The organism is Phenylobacterium sp., from assembly GCF_035309685.1.
Taxonomy (GTDB): Bacteria; Pseudomonadota; Alphaproteobacteria; order Caulobacterales; family Caulobacteraceae; genus Phenylobacterium.
The window spans coordinates 39895-64669 of the sequence record NZ_DATGEX010000036.1 but is presented as its reverse complement, the minus strand read 5'-3'; the positions used below and the strand labels follow the sequence as shown (position 1 = coordinate 64669).

Genomic DNA, 24775 nt, shown 5'->3' with positions numbered 1-24775 from the left:
CCATGCAGGTGCGCTACATCGCCAACGCCTGCTTCCGGATCACGCTGTCGACCGGCGAGACCCTGCTGACCGACCCCTGGTTCGACGGGCCCTGCCAGCAGACCTGGTGGAACTTCCCGCCGGTCCCGGACGCCTTGAAGGCCGAGATCTGGGCCAGCCGGCCGGACCTGATCTACATCAGCCACCTGCACCACGATCACCTGCACCCGCAGACGCTGGCGCCCTTCGACAAGGCGACGCCGGTGATCGTCGGCAAGCTGAACACGCCGAACCTGCGCAACGCCGTCAAAGCGTGCGGCTTCACGAACATCACCGAGATCCCCTTCGAGACCCGCACGCCGATCGGGCGCGGCGCCTGCGAGGCGGTGATCTTCAAGGATTTCCACGGCAACACCCGCGGCGACGAGACCCAGGTCGACTACGACCTCGACACCTCGCTCTACCTCTATGACGCCGACGGGACGCGGCTGTTCAACGCCGTCGACAACACCATTCTGCCGGCCGACGCCGCGCGGATCGCGGCCGAGTATGGCGCGCCGGACATCGCCATGCTGCCCTATGCCTCCGCCTCGCTCTACCCGATGGGCATGGGCGACTACGATGACGCCGCCAAGACCGCCGCGATGACCGCGCTTCGGGAGCGCACGCGGGGCAATTTCCGCGAGAACGTGAAGGCGCTGGGCGCCAAGCGGGTGATCCCGGCGGGCGGCGAATATGTGCTGGGCGGCCAGGCCGCGGGCCTCTCGCGCTTCCTGCCGCAGCCGCTGGCGAGCGAACTTGTCGCCGAGGTCGGGGCCGATGTCCTGGCCAAGCTCTATCCCGGGGACCTGCTCGACAGCGCCACACTGAAGGTCACCGAAGACGCGCGAGCCACGCACCGCGGCTTCACCGACGACGAGCGGGCGGCCTACGCGCTGACCCTCGCCGACCGGACGGCGAGCTTTGCGGAGACCGTGCTCCCCTCGGACCTCGCCTTCGACTGGCCACGCGCGCTGAAGAAGTGCGCCGCCAACTACGCCGCCCGCCGCGCCAGGATGGGCCTGGAGCTGGCCGCCGATATCTACCTGGATCTGCGCAAGCCCGACGGATCGCGGTCGGTCCTGTTCAAGTTCGCCACCGACCACGACGAGGCCGCCGTCGCCGCCGAGACCGGTGAGGGCGACCGCGCGCGCCTGGTCTACGAGATGGACGAGCGCCTGGCCTTCAACCTGATCACCGCGCTGCTGTCGTGGAACGCCATGGAGGCCAGCGCGCTGATCACGCTCCGCCGCTCACCGGACGAATACATGCACGACGTCCACCGCTCGATCGTGCATTTTACCCTGCTAAGCTAGCCCCTCCAGGCAGGAGCGCTGCGTGGTGTGGGGCGTGGGAGCGTTGGTGTGGCAGCGGACTACGAAATTGAGTTCGAGGAGCCCGAATTCCGAAAGTGCACTTGCTGCGGAAGGACGCTGACATCGCTGACAAGGTTCGTCCATCGACGCGGCGACGCCTTCGCCGTCTACTACCTCGATCTCAACCACGCCGATCAGCGCCCTATAGCCTACGGTCTAGTGGGGTTCGGTGACTGGGGAGCCGACAATATTGATCCAGTGGCCGCGCGGACGGCGTTCGCTTTTCAATTGGCCCTGGGCGCTGAGGCTTACGCGCTCGGGATGATAGATCCCGACGAGACCCCCTGGACGACGACTTTCCTTGGCCGTCGCCTAACGAGAGAGGAGGCGCTTCGGCACCCGTTGCTGCAGGAGGTCTTCGATCTGAGCGACCACATGGTCCAGTGTGACGAGCGGCTAATAGCTCACCTCGGCAGAGGGGCCGAGACCTAGACCGCGATCGGCGCGGCGATCTTCTCGTGCGCCTGATAGCCGCGCAGCTTGAAATCCTCGTATTCGAAGGCGAACAGGTCGTCGCGGTCGGCGATCTCGAGGGTCGGAAGGGGCAGGGGCTCGCGGGTCAGCTGCTCGCGGGCCTGGTCGAGGTGGTTCAGGTAGAGGTGCGCGTCGCCCAGGGTGTGGACAAACTCGCCGGGCTCCAGGCCGGTGACCTTGGCCACCATCATGGTCAGCAGCGCGTAGCTCGCGATGTTGAACGGCACGCCCAGGAACACGTCGGCCGAGCGCTGGTAGAGCTGGCAGCTCAGCTTCCCATCCGCGACGAAGAATTGGAACAGGCAGTGGCAGGGCGGCAGCGCCATGTCCTCCACCTCGGCCGGGTTCCAGGCGGAAACGATGTGGCGGCGGCTGTTGGGATTGGTCTTCAGGCCCTCGACCACCGCGGCGATCTGGTCGATCACGCGGCCGTCCGGCGCGCTCCACGACCGCCACTGCTTGCCGTAGACGGGGCCAAGTTCGCCGGTCTCGGCGTCGGCCCATTCGTTCCAGATGGAGACCCCGCGCGCCTGCAGCCAGCGCACATTGGTGTCGCCGCGCAGGAACCACAACAGCTCCAGGATGATCGATTTCTTGTGCAGCTTCTTGGTGGTCAGCAGCGGGAAGCCTTTGGAAAGGTCAAAGCGCATCTGCCGCCCGAACACGCCCAGCGTCCCGGTGCCGGTGCGGTCGCCGCGCTGCACGCCGTTGGCCAGGATATCGGCCAGCAGGTCGAGATACTGCCGCTCCGGATGGTCCGGCTCGGCCGCACAGATCGGCTGAATGGCGGCGTGGGCGTTCACACCGCTAAAAGCGCAGTGATTCGTGACGATCTCAAACGCGGCGAATCAGTTGCTCACAGGGAATTGCGTCTCATCCCGCAAACCCGCCCTCATCCAGGAAGTCCTGCTCCTCCGGCGTGGTCACGCGGCCGAGTGCGTGGTTGCGGTGCGGGAAACGGCCGAAGCGGGCGATGATGTCGCGGTGGATGGTGGCCCATTTCAGGTCGTCTTCGATCCCCGCCTCGGCGACGAGCGCCAGGCCATAGTCCTGGTCGGCGATGTCCTCGGAATGCTCGAAGGGCAGGTAGAAAAAGTTGCGTAAGCGCGGGTCCACCTGCCGGTCGAAGCCCCGCTCGATGGCCGCGCGGGCGATCGCCCGCGCCTTGGGATCGGTCGCGAAGCTGTGGGCGGAGTTGCGGTAGAGATTGCGCGGGAACTGGTCGAGCAGGATCAGCAGCGCCAGCGCCCCGTCCGGGGTCTCGGCCCAGGCGTCGTATTCGCTGCGCGCCGCCCTGTGGTGAGTCGACTCGAACTTCAGCCGGATCGCCTCGTCGAAGGCGATGACCTTCTTGAACCACTTGCCCGGGCCGGCTCCCAGCCAGAAGCCGACCACGTCGTTGGGGTGGGCCGTCACGTCTGTGCGCTGCTCCTTTGATGAAGATCAGGGAACGGGACGTTCAAGCGTGGTTCAGGGGGATCAGCAATAGTTGGGTCGCAAATGACGCAACCTTTGGGCGGTTTGCGCCCTTGGAGCGAGACCATGAAGACGAAACTCACAGCCACACTTGCTGTCCTCCTGCTTGCCGGCGCCAGCGGCGCGGCGATGGCGCAGGACCGCGACCACGGCGAGCGGGGCCAGGCCGCCCCGCAGGCCCATCCGCAGCCGCAGCACGCGGGCCCGCCGCCTGGCGGCGGCGGCCACCCGGGCGGCCCGCCGCACATGGAAGGCGGCCAGCGCGGCCCCGGCGCCCGCGAATCCGGTCCCGGCGACCATGGCGGCCCGCCGCCCGGCGCCTTCCGTGGCGGCCAGGAGCGGGCCCAGCAGGCTCCGGCCGGCGCGCCGCAGCACTTCAACCGCGACGCCGGCCCCGGCCCCGGCGCGCCCCGCCAGTTCGACCAGCGCCGCGGCGAACAGTTCCCGTCCGGCCGCGCCGATACCCGCGGCGCCCAGTTCGGCGGATCGCGTGGCGCGCCCCAGCACTGGCAGCCGGGCCGCTTCCCGCCGGTGATGTCGGCGCAGAACCGCTTCCGCGCCGGCTATTACCGGCCGCCCTATGGCTACTATTCGCGCGCCTGGGGCTTCGGCGACTTCTTGCCCCGGCCCTGGTTCGCCCGCGACTACTGGCTGGACGACTTCCTCGACTTCGACCTGCCCTATCCGCCGCCCGGCTACACCTGGGTGCGGGTCGGCCCCGACGCCCTGATGATCGACCGCTTCACCGGCCGCATCGTCCAGGTGGTCCGCGAGATCTTCTGGTAGCTTTAGTCGAGGTAGCCCGCCGCCTTCAGCGCCGCGATCGAGGTCGCGGCGCTGGTGTGGTGGATGAACAGGCCGCCAGCGTCTTCCCAGAGCTTGCGGTGCTGTTCGCGGTCGTCGACCAGGACGTCGCCCGGCGCGCAGTGCTCCCGCTTCATCGCCGCGAGCGTGGCGATCAGCGGCACGCCGGGGAAGTGCCTGGCGGCCCAGGCGCGCTTCTGTGGCTCGGCCCATTCGCCGTGCGGCATGCCGGTCAGGATGATCGGACCCTTGGCCTCCACCGCCGCGTAGAGCTGCATGGCGTCGGGCATCAGCTCCAGGTGCTCGAAGAAGCCGTCGGCGCGGGCCAGCGCTCTCCAGAACGCCGCCACGCCATGGCGCCGCTCGAACGCGTCGGGCGGCATGCCGAAGATCGCCCCGGCCGCCTTGTCGAAATCGGCCAGGACCCCATCGCAGTCGAGGTAGATCTGCTTCCTCACTCCGCCTGAACTCAGCCCGCCTGGCAGGCCGGGCAGAGGCCGCGGGCCTCCAGCGTCACGGAGGAGACGGCATAGCCCCGGGCGGCGGCCGCGGCGCGGCCGGGCGCGAAGTCCGGCTCGAACTCCTCGGCCGCGCCGCAGCAGCTGCAGATCAGGAAGGCCGCGGCGTGGCTCTCGCCCTCCAGCCGGCAGGGGACGTAGGCGTTCAGGCTCTCGATCCGGTGGGCGAAGCCCAGGCGTTCGAGGAACTCCAGCGCGCGGTAGACGGTCGGCGGCTTGGCGGGCTCGCCGCCCTCGCCGAAGGCGGCGATCATGTCATAGGCCTTCTGCGGCCCGTCGGCCCGCAGCAGCAGCTCCAGCACGCGGCGGCGCGGCGCGGTCAGCCGCTCCTGGGTGTGCTCGCAGCGCCGCTCGGCGTCGGCGAGCGCGTGACGCAACGCATGGCCCTTCAGCCCCGGATGGGCGCCGTCCTCATGGTGGCAGTCCGGCGAATGCATGGCGGTCAGCTAACGCCCCCGGCAGGCGGGCCGCAACCGTCTTCCGGCGCGGCGAAAAAAGCCCGCGGAGCGATCCGCGGGCTTTTGATTGTCTGAAGTTCGCAGACCGTCCTAGACGTCGTCGCCCTCGGAGGCGGTGGTGATGTCGCCGCGCGGGGCGCGGCGGCGGCGGGGCTTGGGCGTCTCGTCGGCGCTCTCGGCGCGGGGCGTAGGGGCCTGCAGGAAGGCCGGCGCGTGGCTTTCACCGCCGTCGCTGTCGCGCAGGACGCGAGCCTTGCGTTCCGGAGCCGCCTTGGGCGTGGCCAGCGGGGCCTGGGCCTGCGGCTCGACCACGGCCAGCGGATCGCGTTCGGGACGGTCGTCACGGTTGCGCTCGAAGCGCGGCCGGTCCTCGCGCGGGCCGCGGTCGTCGCGGTCGTAGCGGGGGCGGTCGTCACGAGGCCTGTCGTCCCGGGGACGATCATCCCTGGGGCGCTCGTCTCTGGGCCGCTCGTCTCTGGGCCGATCGTCACGCGGCCGGTCGTCTCGCTGCCCATCCCTGGGCCGATCGTCACGTTGCTGCTGTTGCTGACCGTCGCGCGGCCGCTCGTCGCGCCAGGGGCGGTCGCGGCGGCCCTGGCCATTGCCGTCGCCCCGGTCGCGGTTTTCGTAGCGCGGGCGGTCGTCGCGCGGCTGTCCATCCCTGGGCCGGTCGTCTCTGGGGCGATCGTCTCTGGGCCGGTCGTCGCGCTGTTGCGGCTGTTGCCCGTCTCGTTGTCCGTCTCGTTGCCCGTCTCTGGGGCGTTGCTCGCCGTTCGCCTCGCGGGCCTGCCAGGACTCCGGCGTGTCGCCGGCCTCGGCGGAGGCGGCGTCGGCGGCCTCGGACTGCGCCTGGGCGGTCTCGTCCTCGAAATCGATGTCGAAACCGGAGGAGAAGTGGTCGCGGCCGAGGATCTCGCTGGCCGGGCGCGTGGGCTGCATGGCGCGCAGCAGGCGGAAATAGTGTTCGGCGTGCTGCAGATAGTTCTCGCCGAGCACCCGGTCGCCGGCGGCCGACGCGTCGCGCGCCAGCTGCTGGTATTTCTCGAAGACGTGCTGGGCGTTGCCGCGGACCTTCGACCCCTCGGGGCCGTTGGAATCGAACGCCCGGTTGGCGTTCTGGGCCTGCGGCTTGCCGCCGCCTCCGCCACCCCCGCCGCCGCCGCGATTGCGACCGCGCTGACGCTTCATACCCTTGAAATCTCTCATTATTTGATAACCGTCTTGGTTTCCCTGGGGCCTGACCTTTTAGGCTCGGCCTGCATTAGCCTTCAGCGGGCCATCTTTGGTTTGGGGGTTGGGCGCCTGGCCCGGTTTCGATTGTCGAAGACTTTTGAGTGTTCCCCGTCACCACCCGGAGCTTTTCACGCGAGAGGCTTGGGAGCCGTCGCGCCCCTCGGGTCCGGCGTGCGTCCTTCGCGGGACGCCTCTACCTGAAGCCGAAGATTTTGGATGGAGACACTACTTAACTAGCGAGTCGGACCTTAGTTTCCAAGGGCTTTTTCACGCCTGCGACAACCCTGTCCCGTTCGCCGAGGTCCTTGAGGGTCTGGACGCCCTGCGCGCCGGCCTCGCGGAACAGGGCCTCGACGGCGTCCTTCTGGTCGAAACCGATCTCCACGGCGAAGCGGCCGCCGGGCTTGAGCACCCGCAGGATCTCGGGCGCGAGGGTGCGATAGTGCATCAATCCGTCGTCGCCGCCCTCCAGCGCCAGGCGGGGTTCGTGGTCGCGCACCTCCGGCTCCAGGGTCTCGATGACGTGGCTGGCGATATAGGGCGGGTTGGAGACCACCAGGTCGAAGCGGTCGCCCTCCAGGCCCGCCGTCCAGTCACCGCGCAGCAGCGCCAGCCGGCCCGCCAGGCCCAGATGGGCGGCGTTGTCCCGCGCCACGGCGAGCGCCTCCTCGGAGACGTCGATCCCCAGCCCTTTGGCGGCGGGCCGTTCGGCCAGGATGGAGAGGATGATCGCCCCGGAGCCGACGCCCAGGTCCAGCACCGACCAGGCGGCGTGCTCGGGGAAGTCGCGCAGCACCCATTCCACGACGGTCTCGGTGTCGGGACGCGGCGTCAGCACGTCGGGCGTGACGTTCAGCATGATCTTCCAGAAGCCCTTGCGGCCCAGGATGTGGCTGACCGGCTCGCGGTGCTCGCGGCGGTTGAGGTAGTCCTCGAGTCTGGCCTCCTGCTCCGGCGTCAGCGCACGGTAGGGGTCGGCGACGATGTCGGCGCGGGTGGCGTCGGCGGCGGCCTCGACCAGCAGGCGCGCGTCGATCACCGGCCCTGAGAGCCCGGCGGTCTCCAGGCGCTTCTTGGCGCTCTGCCACGCCTGCAGCAGGTTCAGGCTCATGCCACGGCCTCCGGCTGCGGTTCGAGCGAAGGCGCGGTCACCGCATCGCCGAGACCCACGGCGCCGGCCGAGGTCACCCGGATATAGATGCCGCAGAACAGATTGCCGTAGTTGTCGAACAGCGCCTTGCAGACGTCCAGGTCGCGCTCGGCGCTCGTCGGGTCCACGTGGGTCGCGGCGCAGCGCACGATCGGTTTGAACACTTGCGCCCGCGCCCAGCCGACCATCAGGGGCTTGCCCGCCCAATCGTTCTCCGCCCAGGCCGGCCAGCCCTCCACATAGAGGTTGGCGCGGAAGCGTAAGGGGTCGAGCTCGACGCCCATCCGCTGGCCAAGGTCGCGGACGCTGGCCAGGTTGACGATGGAGACCTGGCCCAGCGGGTGGTCGGTGAAGCGGTGTTCGGCCGGCGCCTTCAGCACCTTGAGCTTTCCGCGCACGTCCTCGCCCAGCAGCTCGGTCAGCCAGGCGGCGAAGGCGTCGCAGGCGGCGGGATCGCCCATGCGAGCGGCGAACTCGCGCCCGTCGGGGCCGGTGACGCGCAGGACGTCGGTGGCCTCGTCATAGCGGGTGCGGGCGGCGGCCACCTTGGCGATCTGGGCCAGGACGGTGAACTTCTGCTTGGGCACGAAGGCCGGTGCGGCGGGATCGAAGCCGCTGGGCCCGTTCTCCACCGCCCACAGCCGGTCGAACGGAAACCCCTCGCCCGGCGCGAGCTGGACAGCGTCCAGGGCCTCGGGCGTGAAGCCCTTCACCGGGTGGCGGAAGATGGCCGCGACGTGACCGCTCATGCGGGAGGCCTTGCCGCAAGCGGCGGCCGGGAGCAAGCAGGCTCAGGCGTCCAGCGTCACCACCTCGCCCCTCAGATCGCCCCCGTCGCGGGTGACGCAGAGCGCGGAATACTCCGGCACCTCGACCCAGGTGGCCACGTCGCGGGTGAGCGGCTCGGAGGCGACGATCACCGCGTCGGCGCCCTCGGGCCCGCCGATCATCTTCCATTCGCCGTCGTGCAGCCCGTAGTCGCGGCCCAGCGTGTACCACTGGCTCAGGAACTCGATGCCGCCCTGGAACGGGGCCACGTCGAAGCGGCCGAAATCGAAGGTGAAGCGGGTGGCCACCAGGTTCTTCCCATCGCCGAAGATCAGGTTGACCGACGAGGAGCGGTGGATGCCGTGGCGCTCGCGGATCTTGCGCAGCGTCGTCAGGGTCTGCTCGATGGCGCGCAGGATCTCGACCGTGGTCAGCGGCCCCTCGGGGTTCTCCAGCGCCGAGACCACCATGGCGTAGATCCAGGCGGAGTCGGCCGAGCCGTGGATGCGGCGCGCGAACTCCGGCCTGATGTGCTCCACCAGGTCGAAGCGCATCTGCTGGAAGCCCGACAGATCGCCGTTATGGGCCATGACGATGGGCAGGCCCTCGAAGTGGAAGGGGTGCACGTTCTCGATATTGACCTGGGTGTCGGAGCGGTAGGGGACGCCCCGCAGGTGGGCCACCACCGCGCGGGCCTGCAGCTTGCGCGCCATGGCCTGGACGTTGCGGTCGAAGATGGCGACCTGGGTGTTGCGGTAGCAGAGCGGCGCCTCGGGTTTCGGCCAGTCCGGATCCCAGGCGGCGAAGCCGAAGCCCGCGAGGTTCAGCATGGCCAGCATCTGGGCGTCGACGGTCTGCTTCAGCAGCGAGCTGTCGGGCGCATAGAGCAGGTCGTCTAGCAGCACCGGCGGCCCGAGATAGCCCAGCATCCTACACATGGGCGGCCTCTCCGGACGCGCGCCGGGCGTTGAGCGCGGCCATGCTGCGCTGGCGCCCCTGGCGGCGCGACAGCGCGCGCAGGTCGGCGGTGAGTTGCTTGCTGACCATGTCGACCAGCTTGACCGCGGCGGAGCCGGCGTCGGCCTCCAGCTTGGCCATACGCTCCTGCGGCAGGTGGATCAGGATGGCGTCCTCGCGCACGTCGAGCTGGGCGGGCTGCGGGCCGCCGTCGATAGCGGCGACGGCGCCGACGATCTTGCCGGGGCCGTGGATCAAGAGCTGCTCGATGCCGCCGCCGAGCGGCAGGCCGGTGCGCACCGCGCCGCGCAGGATCACCCAGAGCCCGTCCGGCGGCGAGGCGGGGGCGGCCAGCACCACGCCCCGCGCCGCGTCGGCGACGGCGGCGGCGCGCAGCAGCTGGGCGATCTCCTCGGGCCTGAAATGGCTGAACTGGTGCAGGGCCTGCAACATGGCCGCCGCGCCGTCCTTGGCGCGGGCCTTGGCCGAGGCCTGGGCCGGCGGCGCGGGGCGCATCTCGGCGGCGCCGGACGGGGTCTGGGCGATCGCGGCGATGGTGCTGCGGGTCCTCGCGCAGGCCAGGTGACGGATGTGGCGGGCAAGGCCGGTGGCGGCCGCGTCGCCCATGAAGATCAGCCGCTCGAATTGTTCGCGGGCCAGGAAATGGCCGCTCGTCGCCTCGACCGCCTCGGCGGTGGCCGAGCGGCGGCCAAGGTCGATCAGGCTGAATTCGCCGACGATGTCGCCCGGCCCGACCTCGGCCAGCTGCACCAGGCCGTCGGCCAGCGTGCGGCCCTGCACGCGGATGCGCCCTTGCGCGATCACATGCATGCCGTCGGCCGGGTCGTTCTGGCGGAACAACAGCTCGCCGGGCTCAACGGCGAAGGCGGTCAGGGAGGCCCGCAAAGCCTCGATCAGGTCGGGCCCGATTCCTCCGGCGGCGCCTGTTTCAACATGGCTCGACATCGCGTCGCTCCCCCCAAGGCGCAGGTAACAACGGTTTCGGGGTCGCGCGCAATTGCGCCTCTCCGCTAAGCTTCCCGGCTATGGATTTCGACGCCGATTTCAAGGCCGCCCTGGAGGCCCAGAACACGGGCCGCACGGCGGAGGCTGAGCAGGCTTACCGCGCCATCGTCGCCGAGACCGACCACCTGGCTTCGCTGCACAATCTGGGTGTGATCCTGGAGCGGACCGGCCGGGCCGAGGAGGCCGCGGCGGTCTATGGCCGGGCGGCGCGGGCGGCGCCGGACGACCCCAGGCCCGTCCGCACGCTCGCCGCCCACTACCGGATCATGCGCGACTTCGCGGCCGCCGAGCCGCTCTATCGCCGGGTGCTGGAGCTGACGCCCGGCGATGACGATGCGGCGGTCGAGTTCGCCATGGTGCTGCTCGCCCAGGGCCGCTTCGCCGAGGGCTGGGCGCTGAACGAGCGGCGCCCGCCCCGCCAGCAGTTCCTGAAGCACGACCTCAGCTTCCCGGAATGGCGGGGCGAGCCCTTGGCCGGCAAGCGGCTGTTCGTCTGGCGCGAGCAGGGATTCGGCGACCAGATCATGATGGCGCGCTTCCTGACCCGGCTGGGCGCGGCGCAGATCACCTACGCCGGGCCCGCGGCCCTGCAGCGGCTGTTCGAGCAGCTCGGCGTCAGCTTCATGCCCTTCGGCCAGGGGCGCTTCAGCGTGCCGGAGAGCGACTACTGGTGTCTGCCGCAGTCGCTGCCGGCGCGGCTTGGCGCGACGCCGCAGACCCTGCCGCAGCCGGCCTATTTCAGCGGCCGTCCGGCGGCGTCCGGCGCACGGATCGGCGTCGTCTGGAAGGGCGAGGCCGCCAACGCCAACAACCGCTTCCGCTCGCTCCCGCCCGAGCAGGCGCAGCGTCTGCTGGCGCTCCCGGGCGCGGTCAGCCTCGACCCCGCCGACAGCGGTGCGGCGGACTTCCAGGCGACGGCGGACCTCATCGCCGGCCTCGACCTGGTGATCAGTGTCGACACCGCCACGGCGCACCTGGCCGGCGCCATGGGCCGTCCGGTCTGGGTGATGCTGGCCCGCCACGCCAACGACTGGCAGTGGCCGCGCGAGGGCGCCTCGCCCTGGTATCCCAGCGCGCGGCTCTTCGCGCAGGCGCGCGCCGGGGACTGGGCGCCGGTGGTGGACGCGGTGTGCGAGGCGGCGCGGCGGGAACCAGAAGGCGCAGGTTCGTCTTGATGCCCTGAACGACGACTTCGGGGCGAGGATGACGGCCAGCCAAACTCCAGCCCGCGCCCCGCGCGCGCCGCATCTGCGGTTCGGCCGCTGGAGCGCCTTCCTGGCGGGCGCGGCTGCGGGGCTGGCGACCGTCGCGGCGGACGGGGTGCTGCTCAAGGCCCTTAAGCTCGCCACCGTCCAGCCGGCCGACGATGTGGCCGAGGTCAGCGCGCGCAGCTGGAAGCTGATCGCCCGGCGCACGCTCAAGGAATTCACCGAGGACCGCATCCCGGCGGTGGCGGCGGGTTCGGCCTTCTACGCGCTTCTGGCCCTGTTCCCGGCGCTCGGCGTCTTCGTCTCGCTCTACGGCCTGGTCGGCGACCTGCAGGGGGCGCAGCGCCAGATCGCCGACCTGCAGGGCCTGCTGCCGGCCGGCGGCGTCAGCGTGCTCAGCGAACAGATCGCGCGGCTCGCCATCACCTCGCACGCCAGCCTGGGCCTGACCTTCCTGGTCAGCCTGCTGCTGTCGGTCTGGACCTCCAACGCCGGGATGAAAGGCCTGATCGGGGGCTTGAACGTCGCCTACGAGTGCAAGGAGAAGCGCAACTTCTTCGTCCTCAACCTGGTGTCCCTGACCTTCACCGCCGGCGCGATCCTGTTCACCACCGCCGCCATGGCCGCCGTCGTCGCGGCGCCGGAAGTGCTGTCGTGGCTTGGCCTGCGGGCCTGGGCGAGCGCCAGCCTCCTGCGCTGGCCGGCCATGTTCTTGGTGGCGGTGGGCGCCCTGTCGATCCTCTATCGCTTCGCCCCCTCGCGCCCCCACGCCCGTTGGCGCTGGATCACGCCGGGCGGGGTGCTGGCGGCCGTGGCCTGGATGGGGATGAGCGTGGCCTTCTCGGCCTATGTCGGCCGCTTTGGAAGCTACGACCGCACCTACGGCTCGCTGGGCGCCATCGTCGGCTTCATGACCTGGATATGGCTCTCCCTGACCATCGTGCTGGCCGGCGCGGAGTTCAATTCCGAGCTCGAGGACCAGGTCGGCGCGGAGCCTTGAGCCGCGGTCGTCGGCCGTAACCGGGGCCGCAAACATTGTCGCGATGTAATCCGCGCAGGCCCTGAGGCGCGTTGCGTTGGCCGCGGCCGCGCTCTTACATGCAAGGCGATGGCGACGAACGACAACAAGGCCGGGATCCTGCCGCCAAGACGCGAGGGGGGCGGTGCGGGCGCGTCGGACAAGTGGCCGAAACATCTGGCCATTCCGGCGCTCGGCCGCGAGCACGCCGCCGACCATGAGCGGCTCAAGCAGAAGCTGAAGCTCGAGCAGCAGGCCCGCGACGACGGCGCCCACGGTCTGCCGCACAAGGACGACCGCGAGCTCAACGCCATGCAGCGGCGGATCTGCGAGGAGATCTTCCGCGGCATCGCCTCGGTGCATCGGTTCCTCGCCGAACAGCTGGCCCGCGCGGCCCAGCTCCTGGCCGGCCTGCGCCCCGCGGCCCTCGACGAGGCGCTGGAGAAATCCCGGATCGATCAGGTGGTCACGCGCTCGCTGAACGAGCACCGCGCCGAGCTGATCGACCTCAAGGAGCGCGAGCTCGACGCCCTCCTGGACCTCCGCTACTTCCGCGCCAACAACAAGCTGCAGCGCGCCGCGGTCTACCGGGCCTCGCCGCACGGCCTGGCCTCGCTGTTGGCGCTCCTGATGCTGGTGGAGTCCGGCTTCAACGGCCTGCTGCTGCGCAAGATCTCCGACGAGGGCTGGATCGGCGGCATCTTCATCGCGCTCTTGATCAGCGCGGTGAACCTGGCGCTCGGCATCGCCGCCGGCGGGTTCGGCTGGCGGCTGATGGGCCATGTGCGGTGGCAGACCCGGCTGCTGGGCGGGGCGGTGAGCGCGGCCTGCCTGACGGCCGCTGTGGTCTGGAACATCTACGTCGCCCACTTCCGCGAGGTCGCCGAGCTGGCCGCCAGCCAGTATGCTTCAGGCGCCCTGCCGCAGGCCGCGCTCGACGCCTGGCGCCACGTGCGCAGCGAGGGCCTGTTCGGGCTGCACACCATGTACAGCTGGGCGCTGCTGGTCCTGGGGCTGGGCGCGCACCTGCTGGTCAGCAAGGAAGCCTGGGATCACCTGGCCGACCGCTATTTCGACTACATGAAGGTCGATCGGCGCTATCAGCACGCCCGCGACGCCTTCACCGACGCCATGGCCGAGGTCGAGGACAATGCGCGGGCGGCCATGGAAGAGACCCTGGCCGAGCTCGACCGGGCGGTGGCGGAGAGCGAGCAGGCCGCGGCCCAGACCCGCTACGTCAACGATCAGGCCCATCAGCGCCACAGCGAGGCGCTGGCCGCGGAAGCGGAATGGGTGCGCCAGGGCGCCTCGCTGCTGCAGGCCTACCGCGAGGAGAACCTGAAGGTCCGCCACGAAGGCACCGAACCGGCCTATTTCCGCAGCTTCCCGAGCCTTTCCGACTACCGCGACGGACGGTTTGGCGAGGCGGGTGAAAAGGCCGAGCTGCACGGCTCGCTGCAGACGGTCGAGGCCAGGCTCGCGGCGTTCCGCGACCATCTCAAAGGCGCGCAGGATCAGGTCGCCGAAAACGTCCGGATCGCCAAGCGCCTGCGCCTGCACGGCGAGGGGCTGCTCGCCGTGCTTGGCGACGGCGTCCGCGAGATCGAGGCCGAGGTGCTGCAAGTCGCCGACCGGCAGGTCTCGCAACGCCGGGAGCTGGCCGCCGCGGCCATCCCCACAACCCGAGTGGCCTGAGGCCATGGCGCTGGGCCGGGGCCCGCGGCGGCGGCTTCTGTCATCGCGCCGCCGTCCGGCGTCGGCCGAGCGGGTCGCCGAGACCCGCCGGGCGCTGAAGTTCTACGCCGCCGTCGGCGTCGGCGCGGCCCTGCTGCTCGGCCTCGCGATCCTGGCGCGGCCGAAGCCCGTGGACGTGGCCACCGGCTGCGAGACCGACCAGCTGCTGCCCAAGGCCCACACGGTGCTGGTGATCGACCAGACCGACCGCTTCACGCCCGCCCAGATCAGCTACGCCAAGAAGGTGCTGCTCTACGAATACGACCGCCTGCACCGCTACGACCTCTTGACCGTGCGCGGCGTCGGCGAGAACGCCGACACGCCGATGCGCAACTTCAAGCTCTGCCGGGTGCTGAAACGCGATGAGGTCTACGGCATCGCGGTCAACGAGGACCAGGTCGCCCACCGCTTCGAGGTCGTCGCCGGCAAGCCGATGGCCCGCTACCTGGATTCGCTGGCCCGGGTCGGGGAGGCCGAAACCTCGCCGCTGGTGGAGACCTTCAGCAACATCTCCCGCGAGGAGGATTTCGGGCCGGGCGTCGGCCAGCGCCGGCTGGTGATCATCTCCGACATGGCCCAGAACAGCGCCAACTTCTCGCAGTACAAGAATCGGGGCGCGCAGGTCGCCTTGCCAAGCGACCTCGGCGTCTTCCGCCCCGACCTGAAGGGCGCGACCGTGCGCGTCCACTACCTGCTGCGCCCAAGCCTGCGGCGCCTGCAGGGCCCGGCGCACGAGGCGACCTGGCAGGACTATTTCGAGCGGGCCGGCGCGAAGGACGTCAAGTTCGGCTGGGGCGTGGGCCTCGGCGACGCCAAGCGCTAGCTGCGCCGCGTCTCAACCGATGATCCGGGGTTCTCGGATATAGTCGAAATCGCCGACGCCAGGCCAGGCTTGCCCGTCCGGATAGCGCACTTCGACGCCGGACAGGTCCCGCTCCGCCGCCAGCCACATGTTGACGCCCATCAGCGTGTTTCCGAATTTCGACGCCGCGCTCTGGGTCAGGACGAAATGGGTCGTCGAGCCGCACTCGGCGCAGAAATGGACTTCGGCGTTCGGGGCGTCCTTATCTGCTCGGCAGTAGCCTGTCGTCGGGCCGTCGACGCGCACCTCCGACGGGTGGAAATACCCCCAGCGAGCGCCCGCCTTCGTGCAAAGCGTGCAGTTGCATTCGTTGATGTATTCCGGTCGCCGCTCCAGCGTGAGGCAGACGTGACCGCAAAGGCAGGAAAGCGTCATCGGGTGACTACCATGGCAAGAGGACCGCTCGGACCGTCGCGAGCATAGGCCCTAGCCGAACTCGTCTTCCAGCGCCGACAGCCTTGCCGCCTGATCCTCGGCGATCAGCGGGTCGATGACGTCGTCCAGCGCCTCGCCCTCCATGATCTTGGGCAGGTTGTAGAGGGTCAGGTTGATGCGGTGGTCGGTCACTCGCCCCTGCGGGTAGTTGTAGGTGCGGATGCGTTCGGAGCGGTCGCCGGAGCCCACCTGGCTCTTGCGCGCGTCGGAGCGGGCGGTGTCCAGCGCCTCGCGCTGCTGGTCGTAGAGCTTGACCTTCAGCGCCTTCATGGCGCGCGCGCGGTTCTGGTGTTGCGACTTCTCCGAGCTCGTCACCACGATGCCGGTCGGCAGGTGGGTGATGCGCACCGCCGAGTCGGTCTTGTTGACGTGCTGGCCGCCGGCGCCGCTGGAGCGGTAGGTGTCGATGCGGATGTCCTCGGTCTTGATGTCGATCTCCACGTCCTCGGGCTCGGGCAGGACGGCGACGGTGGCGGCCGAGGTGTGGATGCGCCCTTGCGCCTCGGTGGCCGGCACGCGCTGGACGCGGTGGACGCCGCTCTCAAACTTCAGGCGGCCGAACACGCCGTCGCCGGTGACCGCGGCGATGATTTCCTTGTAGCCGCCGGCGTCGCCCTCCGAGAGGCTGTCGATCTCCACCCGCCAGCCGCGCTCGGCGGCATAGCGCTGGTACATGCGGAAGAGGTCGCCGGCGAACAGCGCCGCTTCGTCGCCCCCGGTGCCGGCCCGCACTTCCAGGATCGCCGAGGCGTTCTCGTCCTTGTCCTTGGGCGCCAGCAGCAGCGCGACCTCATGCTCCAGGACCGGCAGGCGGGCCTTCAGCGCGTCCAGTTCGTCGCGGGCCATGGCGGCCATCTCGGCGTCGTCGCCGGCGGCCATCTCCTCGAGTTCGGGCCCCTCGGCGCGGGCGCGCTGCACCGCTTCGACCGCCTCGACCACGGGTTTGAGCTCGGCGTGCTCCTTGCCCAGGCGCACGATCTCCTGGCCGTCGGTCGCCGCGCCCATCCGCGCCTCGATCTCGCGGAAGCGGTCGAGCACCTGATCGAGCCTGGCCTGGGGAAGTCGCAAGGGTCTGGACGCCTTAAGAGAAGGGGAGCTTCCTTAGCCTTCCGCTGTCCGGATGCCAAACCGGCGGCGAGAGGGAGGGCCCCATGTACCATGAGGGTAACCGCGCGCTGCAAGACGCCTTCGGCAGCCGCGCGCTCGCCGACCGCCTGGACGAGAAGCTGCGGCGCAGCCAGTTCAACGACGACGACGCGGCCTTCATCGGCTCGCTCGGCTTCTTCTTCCTGGCGACGGCGGATGCGCAGGGACGGCCGGACTGCTCGTTCAAGGGCGGGCCGCCGGGGTTCGTCCGCGTCGCGGCGCCGGACCTGCTGGTGTTCCCCGACTACGACGGCAATGGGATGTTCAAGAGCCTGGGGAACCTCGGCGTAAACCGCCACGTCGGCATCCTGTTCATCGCCTTTGGCGAGGCGCCCAAGCGGCTGCGCTTGAACGGCGTGGCGCAGGTCGTCGGCGACGACCCGCTGATGGCGGATATCCCCGGCGCCCAGCTGCTGGTGAAAGTCACGCCGGTCGACATCTTCCCCAATTGCCCGCGCTATGTGCCGAACCTGGCGTTGGTCGAGCCGTCGGCCTACCTCCCCGACCCGGAGGCGCCGCCGCTTGAGCCGAAATGGAAGACCTTCGAGATCTTCAGCGACGTCGTCCCGGCCCGCCGACGCTAGTCCGGTCGCCGGAACATCGCCGCCGGGCGCCCGTTAAGACGCCTCGTAGCGTTGGAGACCGCGATGGCAGGCGAACGGACAGGACTGAGTGGGAAGGCCGTGCTGATCGGCCTGATCGCCGCGGTGCTGGTGGGCTTCACGGTGCTCTTGCTGCTCCACGCCCGGCAGAACCAGCCGCTGAGCACCGACGCGGTGCCGAGCGCGTCCTCGGCGCTCGCCGCCTCGCGCTAGCAAAAAGGCCTCCGCCCATCGCTGGGGGAGGCCTCAACGCTCACGCCCGGAGGCGCGGAATGGCTTAGGCGCGGACGCCGCTCAGCGGAGCGTTGCCGAAGGCGCCGAGCTTCACGTTGCCGGTCATGGCGTCGCCGGCCACGGTGGCCGAGAACTCCAAGGTCATCGGCATCGGCTGGGTGATGTTGGCGCTCCAGGTGAGGGTGTCGCCGTCGACCTTGCCGCTGACTTCGCTGTCGCCCATGCGGCCCGAGGTCTTGCCGGTGAAGGTGTCGCCGTTGGTGGTGATCGAAGCGGTCACCTCCTGGGCGCCCATCGGCGTGTTGATGGTGATCTTCCAGTTTCCGTCGGCTGCGGCCATGGTCTCGCTCCCAAAAAAGGCAGCCGCACCTAAGCGCGGATGCGAGAGCCGCGCAAGAGTGACACGGGCGTCATTTTTTAGATCCTCCCCCGCAGGGGGAGGGGGACCGCGCAGCGGTGGAGGGGGTTTCAGCCACCGACTCAGGAGATGGAACCCCCTCAGTCTGTCTTCGCAGACAGCTCCCCCTGAGGGGGAGCATCTCCTGGTCTACTCCGCCGCTAGCGGCGCCTCGGCGGCCTTCAGCGCCGCCGCGCGGGCTTCGACGAGGCCGACGATGTGGTCGACCATCTGGTCGTTGTCCATCTTGTGGTCCGGGCGGCCGGCCACATAGACCATGCCCGAGCCCTTGCCGCCGCCGGTGAAGCCGAGGTCGGTCATCAAGGCCTCGCCCGGGCCGTTCACCACGCAGCCGATGATCGACAGACTCATGGGCTGGGCGATGTGGGCCAGCCGGGCCTCCAGCGCTTCCACGGTCTTGATCACGTTGAAGCCCTGCCGCGCGCAGGAGGGGCAGGCGATGATGTTGACGCCGCGGTGGCGCAGGCCGAGCGATTTCAACAGGTCGAAGCCGACCTTGATCTCCTCCACCGGGTCAGCCGCCAGGCTGACGCGGATGGTGTCGCCGATCCCGGCCCAGAGCAGGTTGCCCATGCCGATCGAGGACTTCACGGTCCCGGTGCGCAGGGCGCCGGCCTCGGTGATGCCCAGGTGCAGCGGGCAGTCGATGGCCTCGGCCAGCAGGTTGTAGGCGGCCACCGTCATGAAGACGTCCGACGCCTTCACGCTGATCTTGAACTCGTGGAAGTCGTGGTCCTGCAGGATGCGGGCGTGGCGCAGCGCGCTCTCCAGCATGGCGTCGGGGCAGGGCTCGCCGTACTTTTCCAGGAGGTCGCGCTCCAGCGAGCCGGCGTTGACCCCGATCCGCATGGAGCAGCCGTGATCGCGCGCCGCCTGGATCACGTCGCGCACCCGGTCGGGACTGCCGATGTTGCCGGGATTGATCCGCAGGCACGCCGCGCCGGCCTCGGCCGCCTCGATGCCGCGCTTGTAGTGGAAGTGGATGTCGGCCACGAGCGGGACCTTCGAGGCCTTGACGATGGCCCGGAACGCCTTGGTGGAGTCCTCGTCGGGGCAGGAGACGCGCACGATGTCGGCGCCGGCCTCCTCCAGCTGGCGGACCTGGTCGATGGTCGCCTGGGCGTCGGCGGTCAGCGTGTTGGTCATCGACTGGACGGTGATTGGCGCATCGCCGCCCACCGGCACCTTGCCGACCATGATCTGGCGGCTCTTGCGCCGCTGGATCGAACGCCAGGGGCGCAGCGCGGTGTGGTCCTGGACGTGGTCTTTGACGCTCATGATCTTGCGAAAATAGGCGTTTGTGCGCGCGAACCCAAGCCGCGATCTCAGACGCCAGTCCAGATCGGCGCACCGCCGATCACTCGGCCGATGAGGACCGCGGGCGCGGAGCAAAGCCCGGTCAGGAACATCATGCCGTAGAGTTGCCCAAACAAGCTGGGCTGGCCTGGAATCCCCTGGTTCGCGTTCAGTTGGCGCAGAAACCGCCATTGCAGGAGGCTGGCTGCCAGCCCGAAGCCCAAGATCGCGTATGCGAGGTAGATGTTGTCCAGCCGAAGGGCCGAGACCAACACGCAGGCCGCCATCGACAAGCCGATGGCGACCATGGCGAGCGGCGCCAATTTGAGGGTCATCCGAGGCCTTTCCACGCAGCCGGGGCTGGATGGGAAACGCGGTTTCAGCCCTGCGGTTCGGCGAGCTTGCCCAGCGACACCTGGGCGGCGGGTAGCACGCCCTTCGACTGGCCCCCGACGAACACCTGGAAGCTGGCGGGCGCCGAGACCGTGGCGGTCAGGCCGGCCAGTTCCGGGACGCGGTAGGCTTCGCCCGGGCCGAACTGCCGGGCGAAGTAGATCTGGCCATCCTGGCCGCGCACGATCAGCGAGGCGGACTTCAGCGCCTGCAGGGTGACCGTCGAGGGCTGCGGCGCCACGGCGCCATAGATCTTGCCCTGCGCCACGAACACCGGCGACAGCGTCTTGGGGTCGACCGTCACCGTGTCGGTGGGGAGGCCCGGCTTGGCGACGCTGGTCGGCTTGGTCCAGGTCCCGTCGGGATTGAGCGTCGGCATGCCCGGCGTCTCGTAGGGCGGCGGCACGGTGGATTCCACCGGCGCCGGCAGGGGCGCGCCGAGCTCGACCGGGCCGGCCTTCTGGGCGGCCAGCGCATTGGCCGTGGAGCGCGGCGAGGCGGTCGGCGGCGGCGGGGCGTTGGCCAGCATCGCGCGCTGGGCGACGTTCCACAGCACGATGGCCGCCAGGATGATGACGATGCCGACGACGATGGCCGCCACCCGGGGATCGCCGCTCTGCACCACCCCCACCGGCGCGCGCAGCGGCTCGTCGAGGTTCGGCTCCTCGGCCTTGAAGCGCTCCACCGCGGCGTCGCCGTCCAGCCCCATGGCCTCGGCGTAGGCGCGGATGTAGCCGATGGTGAAGGGCCGCGAGGGCAGGCGGTCCAGCCGCATGATCTCGATGTCGGCGAGATAGGCGCGGCGGACCCGCGTCAAGTCGGCGACCTCCTCCAGCGTGAGCTTGCGCTGCTCGCGGATCGCCTTCAGCGCCTGGCCGATGTCGCTGCCGAAGTGCAGGTCGGGCGGAGTGTTGTCGATAGCCAAGCGCGTAGGACCCCGGACCTAGACCGCCGCCGAAATCTTGCGCGCCAGGGTCTCGATCTCGTTGCGCACCGACCCCGCGCTGCTCTTCAACAGCGCCGCGACGCCGCGCCGCGCGGCCTCGCGGTCGCAGGAGAGCACCATCTGCTTCACCGGACCGACCCCGGCCGGCGGCATGGACAGCCGCTCGAAGCCCAGCGCCACCAGGGCGAAGGCTTCCAGCGGCCGGCCCGCCATCTCGCCGCAGACGCTGACCGGCGTGCCGGTCTCGGCGCAGGCGCGCTGGATCTGCTCCAGCGCCCGCAGAGCCGGCGGCGACAGCGGGTCGTAGCGTTCGGCCATCCGCGGGTTCCCCCGGTCGGCGGCGAACAGATATTGCATCAGGTCGTTGGTCCCGACGCTGACGAAGTCGGTGAGCGGCAGCAGCGCGTCCAGGTGCCAGACCAGCGACGGCGCCTCGATCATCGCGCCCACGTGCAGGCGCGACGGCGCGGCGCGGCCCCGCCGCTGCGCCCAGGCGATCTCCACGTCCACCCAGGCGCGGGCGGCGCGGAACTCGTCGACGTTGGAGATCAGCGGGAACATGATCCGCAGCTCCCGCCCGCGCGCCGCGGCGATCAGCGCCCGCAGCTGCAGGCGCAGGAGCGCCGGGCGGTCCAGGCCCATGCGGATCGCCCGCCAGCCCAGCGCCGGATTGTCCTCCCGCTCGGCCTCCATGTAGGGCAGCACCTTGTCGCCGCCGAGGTCGAGGGTGCGGAAGGTCACCGGCTGGTCGCCGGCCGCGTCCATCACCCGGCCGTAGAGCGCAGTCTGGGCGTTGAAGCGCGGCATCTCCTCGGCGACCATGAACTGGAACTCGGTGCGGAACAGGCCGATGCCCTCCGCCCCGGTCTCGGCCAGGATGTCGAGGTCGACGTCGAGGCCGGCGTTCATCAAGAGCGTGATCTTGGCGCCGTCGCGGGTGAAGGCAGGCGTGTCGCGCAGCTTGGCGAACTCGGCGCGGCGTTGCCGGCGCACGTCGATGCGCGCCTGGATCGCCTTCACCACGTCGGTGCGTGGGCGCAGGTAGGCTTCCGCCGTCTCGGCGTCGACGATCACCATGTCGCCTTCGGAGACCGCGTCTCGCAGGCCCGGCAGGCGCCCGACGCAGGGGATATCCAGCGCGCGGGCGACGATCGCCGCGTGGCTGGCCGCCGAGCCTTCCTCGAGCAGCAGGCCGCGCAGCTTGGTGCGGTCGTATTCCAGGAGGTCCGCCGGCCCCAGGTTGCGCGCGATCAGGATGGCGTTGTCGGGCAGCTCGCGCGCCTCGTGGCCGTCGCCGGACAGGTGGCGCAACAGCCGGTCGTTGAGGTCCTCCAGATCGTGCAGCCGCTCGCGCAGATAGGGGTCGCGGGCCTGGCCGAGGCGCGCGCGGTGCTCGGAGCGCACGCGCTCGACGGCGGCCTCTGCGGTGAGGCCGTTGCTCACCGCGTCCTGCAGGCTGCGCAACCAGCTCTGCGAATGGGCGAACATCCGGTAGGTGTCGAGCACCTCGAAGGAGGCGTCGACCAGGCCGGCGTTGCCCTCCAGCATCTGGTCGATCTGGGCCTGCAGGCTGGCGATGGCGGCGGCGAGGCGGCGCTCCTCGGCGGCCACGTCCTCCGACAGCAGCTGCGAGGGCGCGACGGGCGGCTCGTGCAGCACCGCCACGCCATAGGCCAGGCCGTCGCCGAACCGCGAGCCCTTCAGCCGCTCGGGCCGGTGCGGCGCGATCTCCACGCCCTTCAGCGCCGCCTCGCCGATCAGCTCGCCGGCGGCGACCATCTCGGCCAGCACCATGGCGACGATCTGCAGGTCCTCGACCTCGTCGTCGGTGTAGTTGCGCGCCGTGCGGTTCTGGACGACCAGCACCCCGATGGCGCGGCCGCCGCGCAGCAGGGGCACGCCCAGGAACGCGTGGTAGGGGTCTTCGCCGGTTTCCGGGCGGTAGGAGAAGGCCGGGTGCTCGGGCGCGTCGGCCAGGTTCAGCGGCCGGCCGAGCTTCATGATCTCGCCCACCAGGCCCTCGCCCGGCTTCATGCGGGTGACGTGGACGGCGGCGGGGTCGAGACCTTCGGTGGCGAACAGCTCCATGTCGCCGGCCGCGCGGCGCATGTAGAGCGAGCACACCTCGGCGACCATGGAGCGCGCGATGATCCGCACCACCATGTCCAGGCGCGCCTGCGCCGGGCCGCCGCCCGCAAGCGCCTCCCGGATCTGCCGAAGCAGACTGCGCTGACCGCGTATGGCTACCCCAGGCTGGGCCATCGGCCTTCCGGACTCTCCCTCATTCTTTTCCGCGTCCTAGCAGGTTTGTGTCGCCGAACGGAGACCGAAAGGGACGTTTCCACCGTTTGACGCCGTTGCACAGCAATCGGGCGCCCACGCTTGAGCTTTCCCTCCAGTCGACGCATCGTCGCGCCCAACGAACAGAAAACACCTGTCCTCGGGGGGACGCCATGCTGCGGAAATGGGGCTTCTTCATCCTGGGCCTGGTGCTGATCCTGGGGGGATCGGTCCTGGCCCATCAGATCGAGACCGCGGGCCACGTCTCGCTGCGCGAGGTGCGCTTCGCCGGGGACAAGGGACTGACCCAGGCTGGCCTGCTCTATGTGCCGGCGAGCGCGACGCCCGCCCATCCGGCCCCGGCGGTGCTGGTCAGCCACGGCTACATCAACACCCGCGAGATGCAGAGCCCGTTCGCCATCGAACTCGCCCGGCGCGGCTTCGTGGTCCTGGCCATGGACATGGTCGGCCACGGCTATTCCGAGGGCGCAGTGGGGCAGGTGAGGGATCTGGGCGGTCCGGCGGCGCTGAAATACCTGCAGAGCCTGCCGATGGTCGACAAGGCCAATATCGGACTGGAAGGCCACTCCATGGGCGGCGTGCCGATCACCGGCGCCGCGGCCGCCCAGCCGGACGGCTACAAGGCCATCGTCTTCGAGGGTTCGACGCCGAGCTTCCTGGGCGTCAAAGGGCCCGCGACCTACCACGACCTGGCGGTCGTCTACGGGCAGTTCGATGAGTTCGCGCCCTTGATGTGGGGCGTGCCCAAGGGCTCGCTCGTCCCGACGTCCAAGAAGCTCGCCAAGGTGTTTGGCCAGCCATCCCCGATCCTGGTCGGCAAGATCTACGGGACCATCGCCGACGGCAGCGCGCGGATCCTGGAAAACCCGCCGGTGACGCACCCCTGGGAGCACTTCAGCCGCGCCGGCGTCGGCGGCGCCGTCGACTGGTTCGAAAAGACCCTGACGGGCGAGGCCAATCCCCTGCCGCCCGGCGACCAGATCTGGCTCTGGAAGGACATCGGCACCGCGATCGGCTTCGCGGGCTTTATCTGCCTGCTGATCGGGACCTTCGAGGTGCTGCTGACCACCCGGGTCTTCGCCAGCCTCAACCACCCCATGGAGCCGGTCGCCGAGCGGCGCGGCTGGAAGTGGTGGCTGGCCGCCCTGCTGACCGCGGCGATTCCCGCGCTGACGTATTATCCGGTGATGAAGGCCGGCGTGTTCTTCTTCCCGATGCAGCTCTTCCCGCAGTCGATCCAGAACCAGCTCATCGTCTGGGCGCTCGCCAACGCCATCATCTCGCTGGTGCTGAGCTTCGTCCTGCGCGGCGGCAAGCCGGTGTTCACCCACGATTGGCTGAAGTCGGCGGGGATCGCCGTGGCGACCATCGCGGTGGGCTATCTGTCGCTGGCCGTCGTCGATGCGGTGTTCAAGGTCGACTACCGCTTTTGGGTGCTGGGCCTGCATCCGCTGGACGGGCGCCACGCCCTGATGGCGATTCCCTACGCCCTGCTCTGGGCCGTCTACTTCCTGGTGGCGCTACGGGCCATGGCGGCGAACCTGGCGGTGAAGGGCGAGGGCTTCATGTTCCAGACCGGCGCCTGGAAGCTGGCGGCGTGCCTGGGCTTCATCGTCCTGCTGGTGGTGGAGTATTCCACCCTGTTCCGCACCGGCTTCCTGTTCACGCCGACCGAGCCCCTGAACACCATCGTGGCGATCCAGTTCGTGCCGCTGCTGGCGGTGGTGGGCGCGATCGCGGCGATCACCTACCGCCGCACCAACTCCTATGTCCCGGGCGCGCTGATCTGCGCCCTGCTGCTCAGCTGGTACGTGACCGCCGGCACCGCGACCCACTGGTATCCCGGCTTCAAGCTGCCGACGCCGGGGGCGGCGAGGGCGCGGTAGGGAAAGGCCCGTTGTCATTGCAGAGGAGGTGGGCGACA

Annotated in this window: 26 protein-coding genes; 10 read left to right on the top strand and 16 right to left on the bottom strand. The window is 69.9% G+C overall.

The genetic code is table 11. The annotated features are described in order from the left end of the window. The first annotated feature begins 2 nt into the window (after positions 1 to 2). Together VKQ35_RS11920 and VKQ35_RS11915 are read left to right on the top strand one after the other, a co-directional pair. A complete protein-coding gene (locus VKQ35_RS11920; protein WP_324361828.1) occupies positions 3 to 1334 on the top strand; it encodes an MBL fold metallo-hydrolase in 1332 nt (443 codons plus the stop codon). A gap of 48 nt (positions 1335 to 1382) precedes the next feature. Beyond that, positions 1383 to 1826 carry a hypothetical protein gene (locus VKQ35_RS11915; RefSeq protein ID WP_324361826.1) on the top strand — a complete coding sequence of 148 codons (444 nt, stop codon included), beginning with the start codon at positions 1383 to 1385 and terminating at the stop codon, positions 1824 to 1826. Here VKQ35_RS11915 and VKQ35_RS11910 read toward each other — a convergent pair. Next, a complete protein-coding gene (locus VKQ35_RS11910; RefSeq protein ID WP_324361863.1) occupies positions 1823 to 2653 on the bottom strand; it encodes a thymidylate synthase in 831 nt (276 codons plus the stop codon). The two genes, VKQ35_RS11915 and VKQ35_RS11910, sit on opposite strands and share 4 nt — an antisense overlap. Positions 2654 to 2741: 88 nt before the next feature. After that, positions 2742 to 3284 (bottom strand): DUF924 family protein, encoded by a 543-nt coding sequence (locus VKQ35_RS11905; RefSeq protein ID WP_324361825.1) that lies wholly within the window; start codon positions 3282 to 3284, stop codon positions 2742 to 2744. A gap of 126 nt (positions 3285 to 3410) precedes the next feature. On the opposite strand from VKQ35_RS11905, the gene VKQ35_RS11900 reads away from it, so the two are divergent. After that, a complete protein-coding gene (locus VKQ35_RS11900) occupies positions 3411 to 4130 on the top strand; it encodes an RcnB family protein (protein WP_324361823.1) in 720 nt (239 codons plus the stop codon). Between the two features lie 2 nt (positions 4131 to 4132). Here the strand turns inward: VKQ35_RS11900 and VKQ35_RS11895 are convergent, their stop codons facing one another. The 7 genes from VKQ35_RS11895 to VKQ35_RS11865 all read right to left on the bottom strand — a co-directional run bounded on the left by VKQ35_RS11895 (position 4133) and on the right by VKQ35_RS11865 (position 10198). Further along, positions 4133 to 4606 (bottom strand): 5' nucleotidase, NT5C type, encoded by a 474-nt coding sequence (locus VKQ35_RS11895; protein WP_324361821.1) that lies wholly within the window; start codon positions 4604 to 4606, stop codon positions 4133 to 4135. A gap of 11 nt (positions 4607 to 4617) precedes the next feature. Beyond that, positions 4618 to 5103, bottom strand: coding sequence for a transcriptional repressor (locus VKQ35_RS11890; RefSeq protein WP_324361819.1), 486 nt, complete (start codon positions 5101 to 5103; stop codon positions 4618 to 4620). A 111-nt stretch (positions 5104 to 5214) separates the two neighbouring features. Further along, positions 5215 to 6312, bottom strand: coding sequence for a DUF4167 domain-containing protein (locus VKQ35_RS11885; RefSeq protein WP_414692334.1), 1098 nt, complete (start codon positions 6310 to 6312; stop codon positions 5215 to 5217). A gap of 274 nt (positions 6313 to 6586) precedes the next feature. Further along, the gene (gene prmC, locus VKQ35_RS11880) at positions 6587 to 7468 is read right to left on the bottom strand and encodes a peptide chain release factor N(5)-glutamine methyltransferase (protein WP_324361815.1); all 882 of its coding nucleotides are present in this window, start codon (positions 7466 to 7468) and stop codon (positions 6587 to 6589) included. Further along, positions 7465 to 8256, bottom strand: coding sequence for an MOSC domain-containing protein (locus VKQ35_RS11875; RefSeq protein ID WP_324361813.1), 792 nt, complete (start codon positions 8254 to 8256; stop codon positions 7465 to 7467). The genes prmC and VKQ35_RS11875 overlap by 4 nt, the downstream gene beginning before the upstream one ends. A gap of 42 nt (positions 8257 to 8298) precedes the next feature. Then, positions 8299 to 9213, bottom strand: a complete 915-nt coding sequence (locus VKQ35_RS11870; protein WP_324361810.1) for a class II glutamine amidotransferase — start codon at positions 9211 to 9213, stop codon at positions 8299 to 8301. Next, positions 9206 to 10198, bottom strand: coding sequence for a cyclic nucleotide-binding domain-containing protein (locus tag VKQ35_RS11865; RefSeq protein WP_324361808.1), 993 nt, complete (start codon positions 10196 to 10198; stop codon positions 9206 to 9208). The genes VKQ35_RS11870 and VKQ35_RS11865 overlap by 8 nt, the downstream gene beginning before the upstream one ends. Positions 10199 to 10278: 80 nt before the next feature. Here VKQ35_RS11865 and VKQ35_RS11860 point away from each other — a divergent pair, with 80 nt between their 5' ends. From VKQ35_RS11860 to VKQ35_RS11845, 4 genes are all read left to right on the top strand, one after another. Further along, the gene (locus VKQ35_RS11860) at positions 10279 to 11433 is read left to right on the top strand and encodes a tetratricopeptide repeat protein (protein WP_324361806.1); all 1155 of its coding nucleotides are present in this window, start codon (positions 10279 to 10281) and stop codon (positions 11431 to 11433) included. 28 nt (positions 11434 to 11461) lie between these two features. Beyond that, a complete protein-coding gene (locus VKQ35_RS11855; RefSeq protein ID WP_324361804.1) occupies positions 11462 to 12466 on the top strand; it encodes a YihY/virulence factor BrkB family protein in 1005 nt (334 codons plus the stop codon). A 108-nt stretch (positions 12467 to 12574) separates the two neighbouring features. Further along, complete coding sequence (locus tag VKQ35_RS11850) at positions 12575 to 14179, top strand: hypothetical protein (RefSeq protein ID WP_324361802.1); 1605 nt, start codon at positions 12575 to 12577, stop codon at positions 14177 to 14179. Positions 14180 to 14183: 4 nt separating this feature from the next. Then, entirely contained in the window at positions 14184 to 15041 is an 858-nt protein-coding gene (locus VKQ35_RS11845; protein ID WP_324361800.1) for a hypothetical protein, read from the top strand. Positions 15042 to 15053: 12 nt separating this feature from the next. Here the strand turns inward: VKQ35_RS11845 and VKQ35_RS11840 are convergent, their stop codons facing one another. Both VKQ35_RS11840 and prfA read right to left on the bottom strand, forming a co-directional pair. After that, on the bottom strand, positions 15054 to 15455 hold the full coding sequence (locus VKQ35_RS11840; RefSeq protein WP_324361798.1) for a hypothetical protein: 402 nt from the start codon (positions 15453 to 15455) through the stop codon (positions 15054 to 15056). Positions 15456 to 15506: 51 nt separating this feature from the next. Continuing rightward, on the bottom strand, positions 15507 to 16583 hold the full coding sequence (gene prfA, locus VKQ35_RS11835) for a peptide chain release factor 1 (protein WP_324361796.1): 1077 nt from the start codon (positions 16581 to 16583) through the stop codon (positions 15507 to 15509). Positions 16584 to 16666: 83 nt separating this feature from the next. Between prfA and VKQ35_RS11830 the strand changes: the two genes are divergently transcribed. Together VKQ35_RS11830 and VKQ35_RS11825 are read left to right on the top strand one after the other, a co-directional pair. Beyond that, on the top strand, positions 16667 to 17245 hold the full coding sequence (locus VKQ35_RS11830; RefSeq protein WP_324361794.1) for a pyridoxamine 5'-phosphate oxidase family protein: 579 nt from the start codon (positions 16667 to 16669) through the stop codon (positions 17243 to 17245). A gap of 63 nt (positions 17246 to 17308) precedes the next feature. Then, entirely contained in the window at positions 17309 to 17476 is a 168-nt protein-coding gene (locus VKQ35_RS11825) for a hypothetical protein (RefSeq protein ID WP_324361792.1), read from the top strand. A gap of 64 nt (positions 17477 to 17540) precedes the next feature. On the opposite strand, the gene VKQ35_RS11820 is transcribed toward VKQ35_RS11825, so the two are convergent. The 5 genes from VKQ35_RS11820 to ptsP form a co-directional block, all read right to left on the bottom strand. Continuing rightward, positions 17541 to 17837 carry a hypothetical protein gene (locus VKQ35_RS11820; protein ID WP_324361790.1) on the bottom strand — a complete coding sequence of 99 codons (297 nt, stop codon included), beginning with the start codon at positions 17835 to 17837 and terminating at the stop codon, positions 17541 to 17543. Positions 17838 to 18044: 207 nt separating this feature from the next. Further along, positions 18045 to 19193 carry a flavodoxin-dependent (E)-4-hydroxy-3-methylbut-2-enyl-diphosphate synthase gene (ispG, locus tag VKQ35_RS11815; protein WP_324361788.1) on the bottom strand — a complete coding sequence of 383 codons (1149 nt, stop codon included), beginning with the start codon at positions 19191 to 19193 and terminating at the stop codon, positions 18045 to 18047. 47 nt (positions 19194 to 19240) lie between these two features. Next, a complete protein-coding gene (locus VKQ35_RS11810) occupies positions 19241 to 19546 on the bottom strand; it encodes a hypothetical protein (RefSeq protein ID WP_324361787.1) in 306 nt (101 codons plus the stop codon). Positions 19547 to 19590: 44 nt separating this feature from the next. After that, the gene (locus tag VKQ35_RS11805) at positions 19591 to 20529 is read right to left on the bottom strand and encodes a helix-turn-helix domain-containing protein (protein WP_324361785.1); all 939 of its coding nucleotides are present in this window, start codon (positions 20527 to 20529) and stop codon (positions 19591 to 19593) included. 18 nt (positions 20530 to 20547) lie between these two features. Then, entirely contained in the window at positions 20548 to 22812 is a 2265-nt protein-coding gene (gene ptsP / locus VKQ35_RS11800) for a phosphoenolpyruvate--protein phosphotransferase (protein WP_324361783.1), read from the bottom strand. A 191-nt stretch (positions 22813 to 23003) separates the two neighbouring features. Here ptsP and VKQ35_RS11795 point away from each other — a divergent pair, with 191 nt between their 5' ends. Further along, a complete protein-coding gene (locus VKQ35_RS11795; protein ID WP_324361781.1) occupies positions 23004 to 24737 on the top strand; it encodes an alpha/beta hydrolase family protein in 1734 nt (577 codons plus the stop codon). Positions 24738 to 24775: the final 38 nt, after the last annotated feature.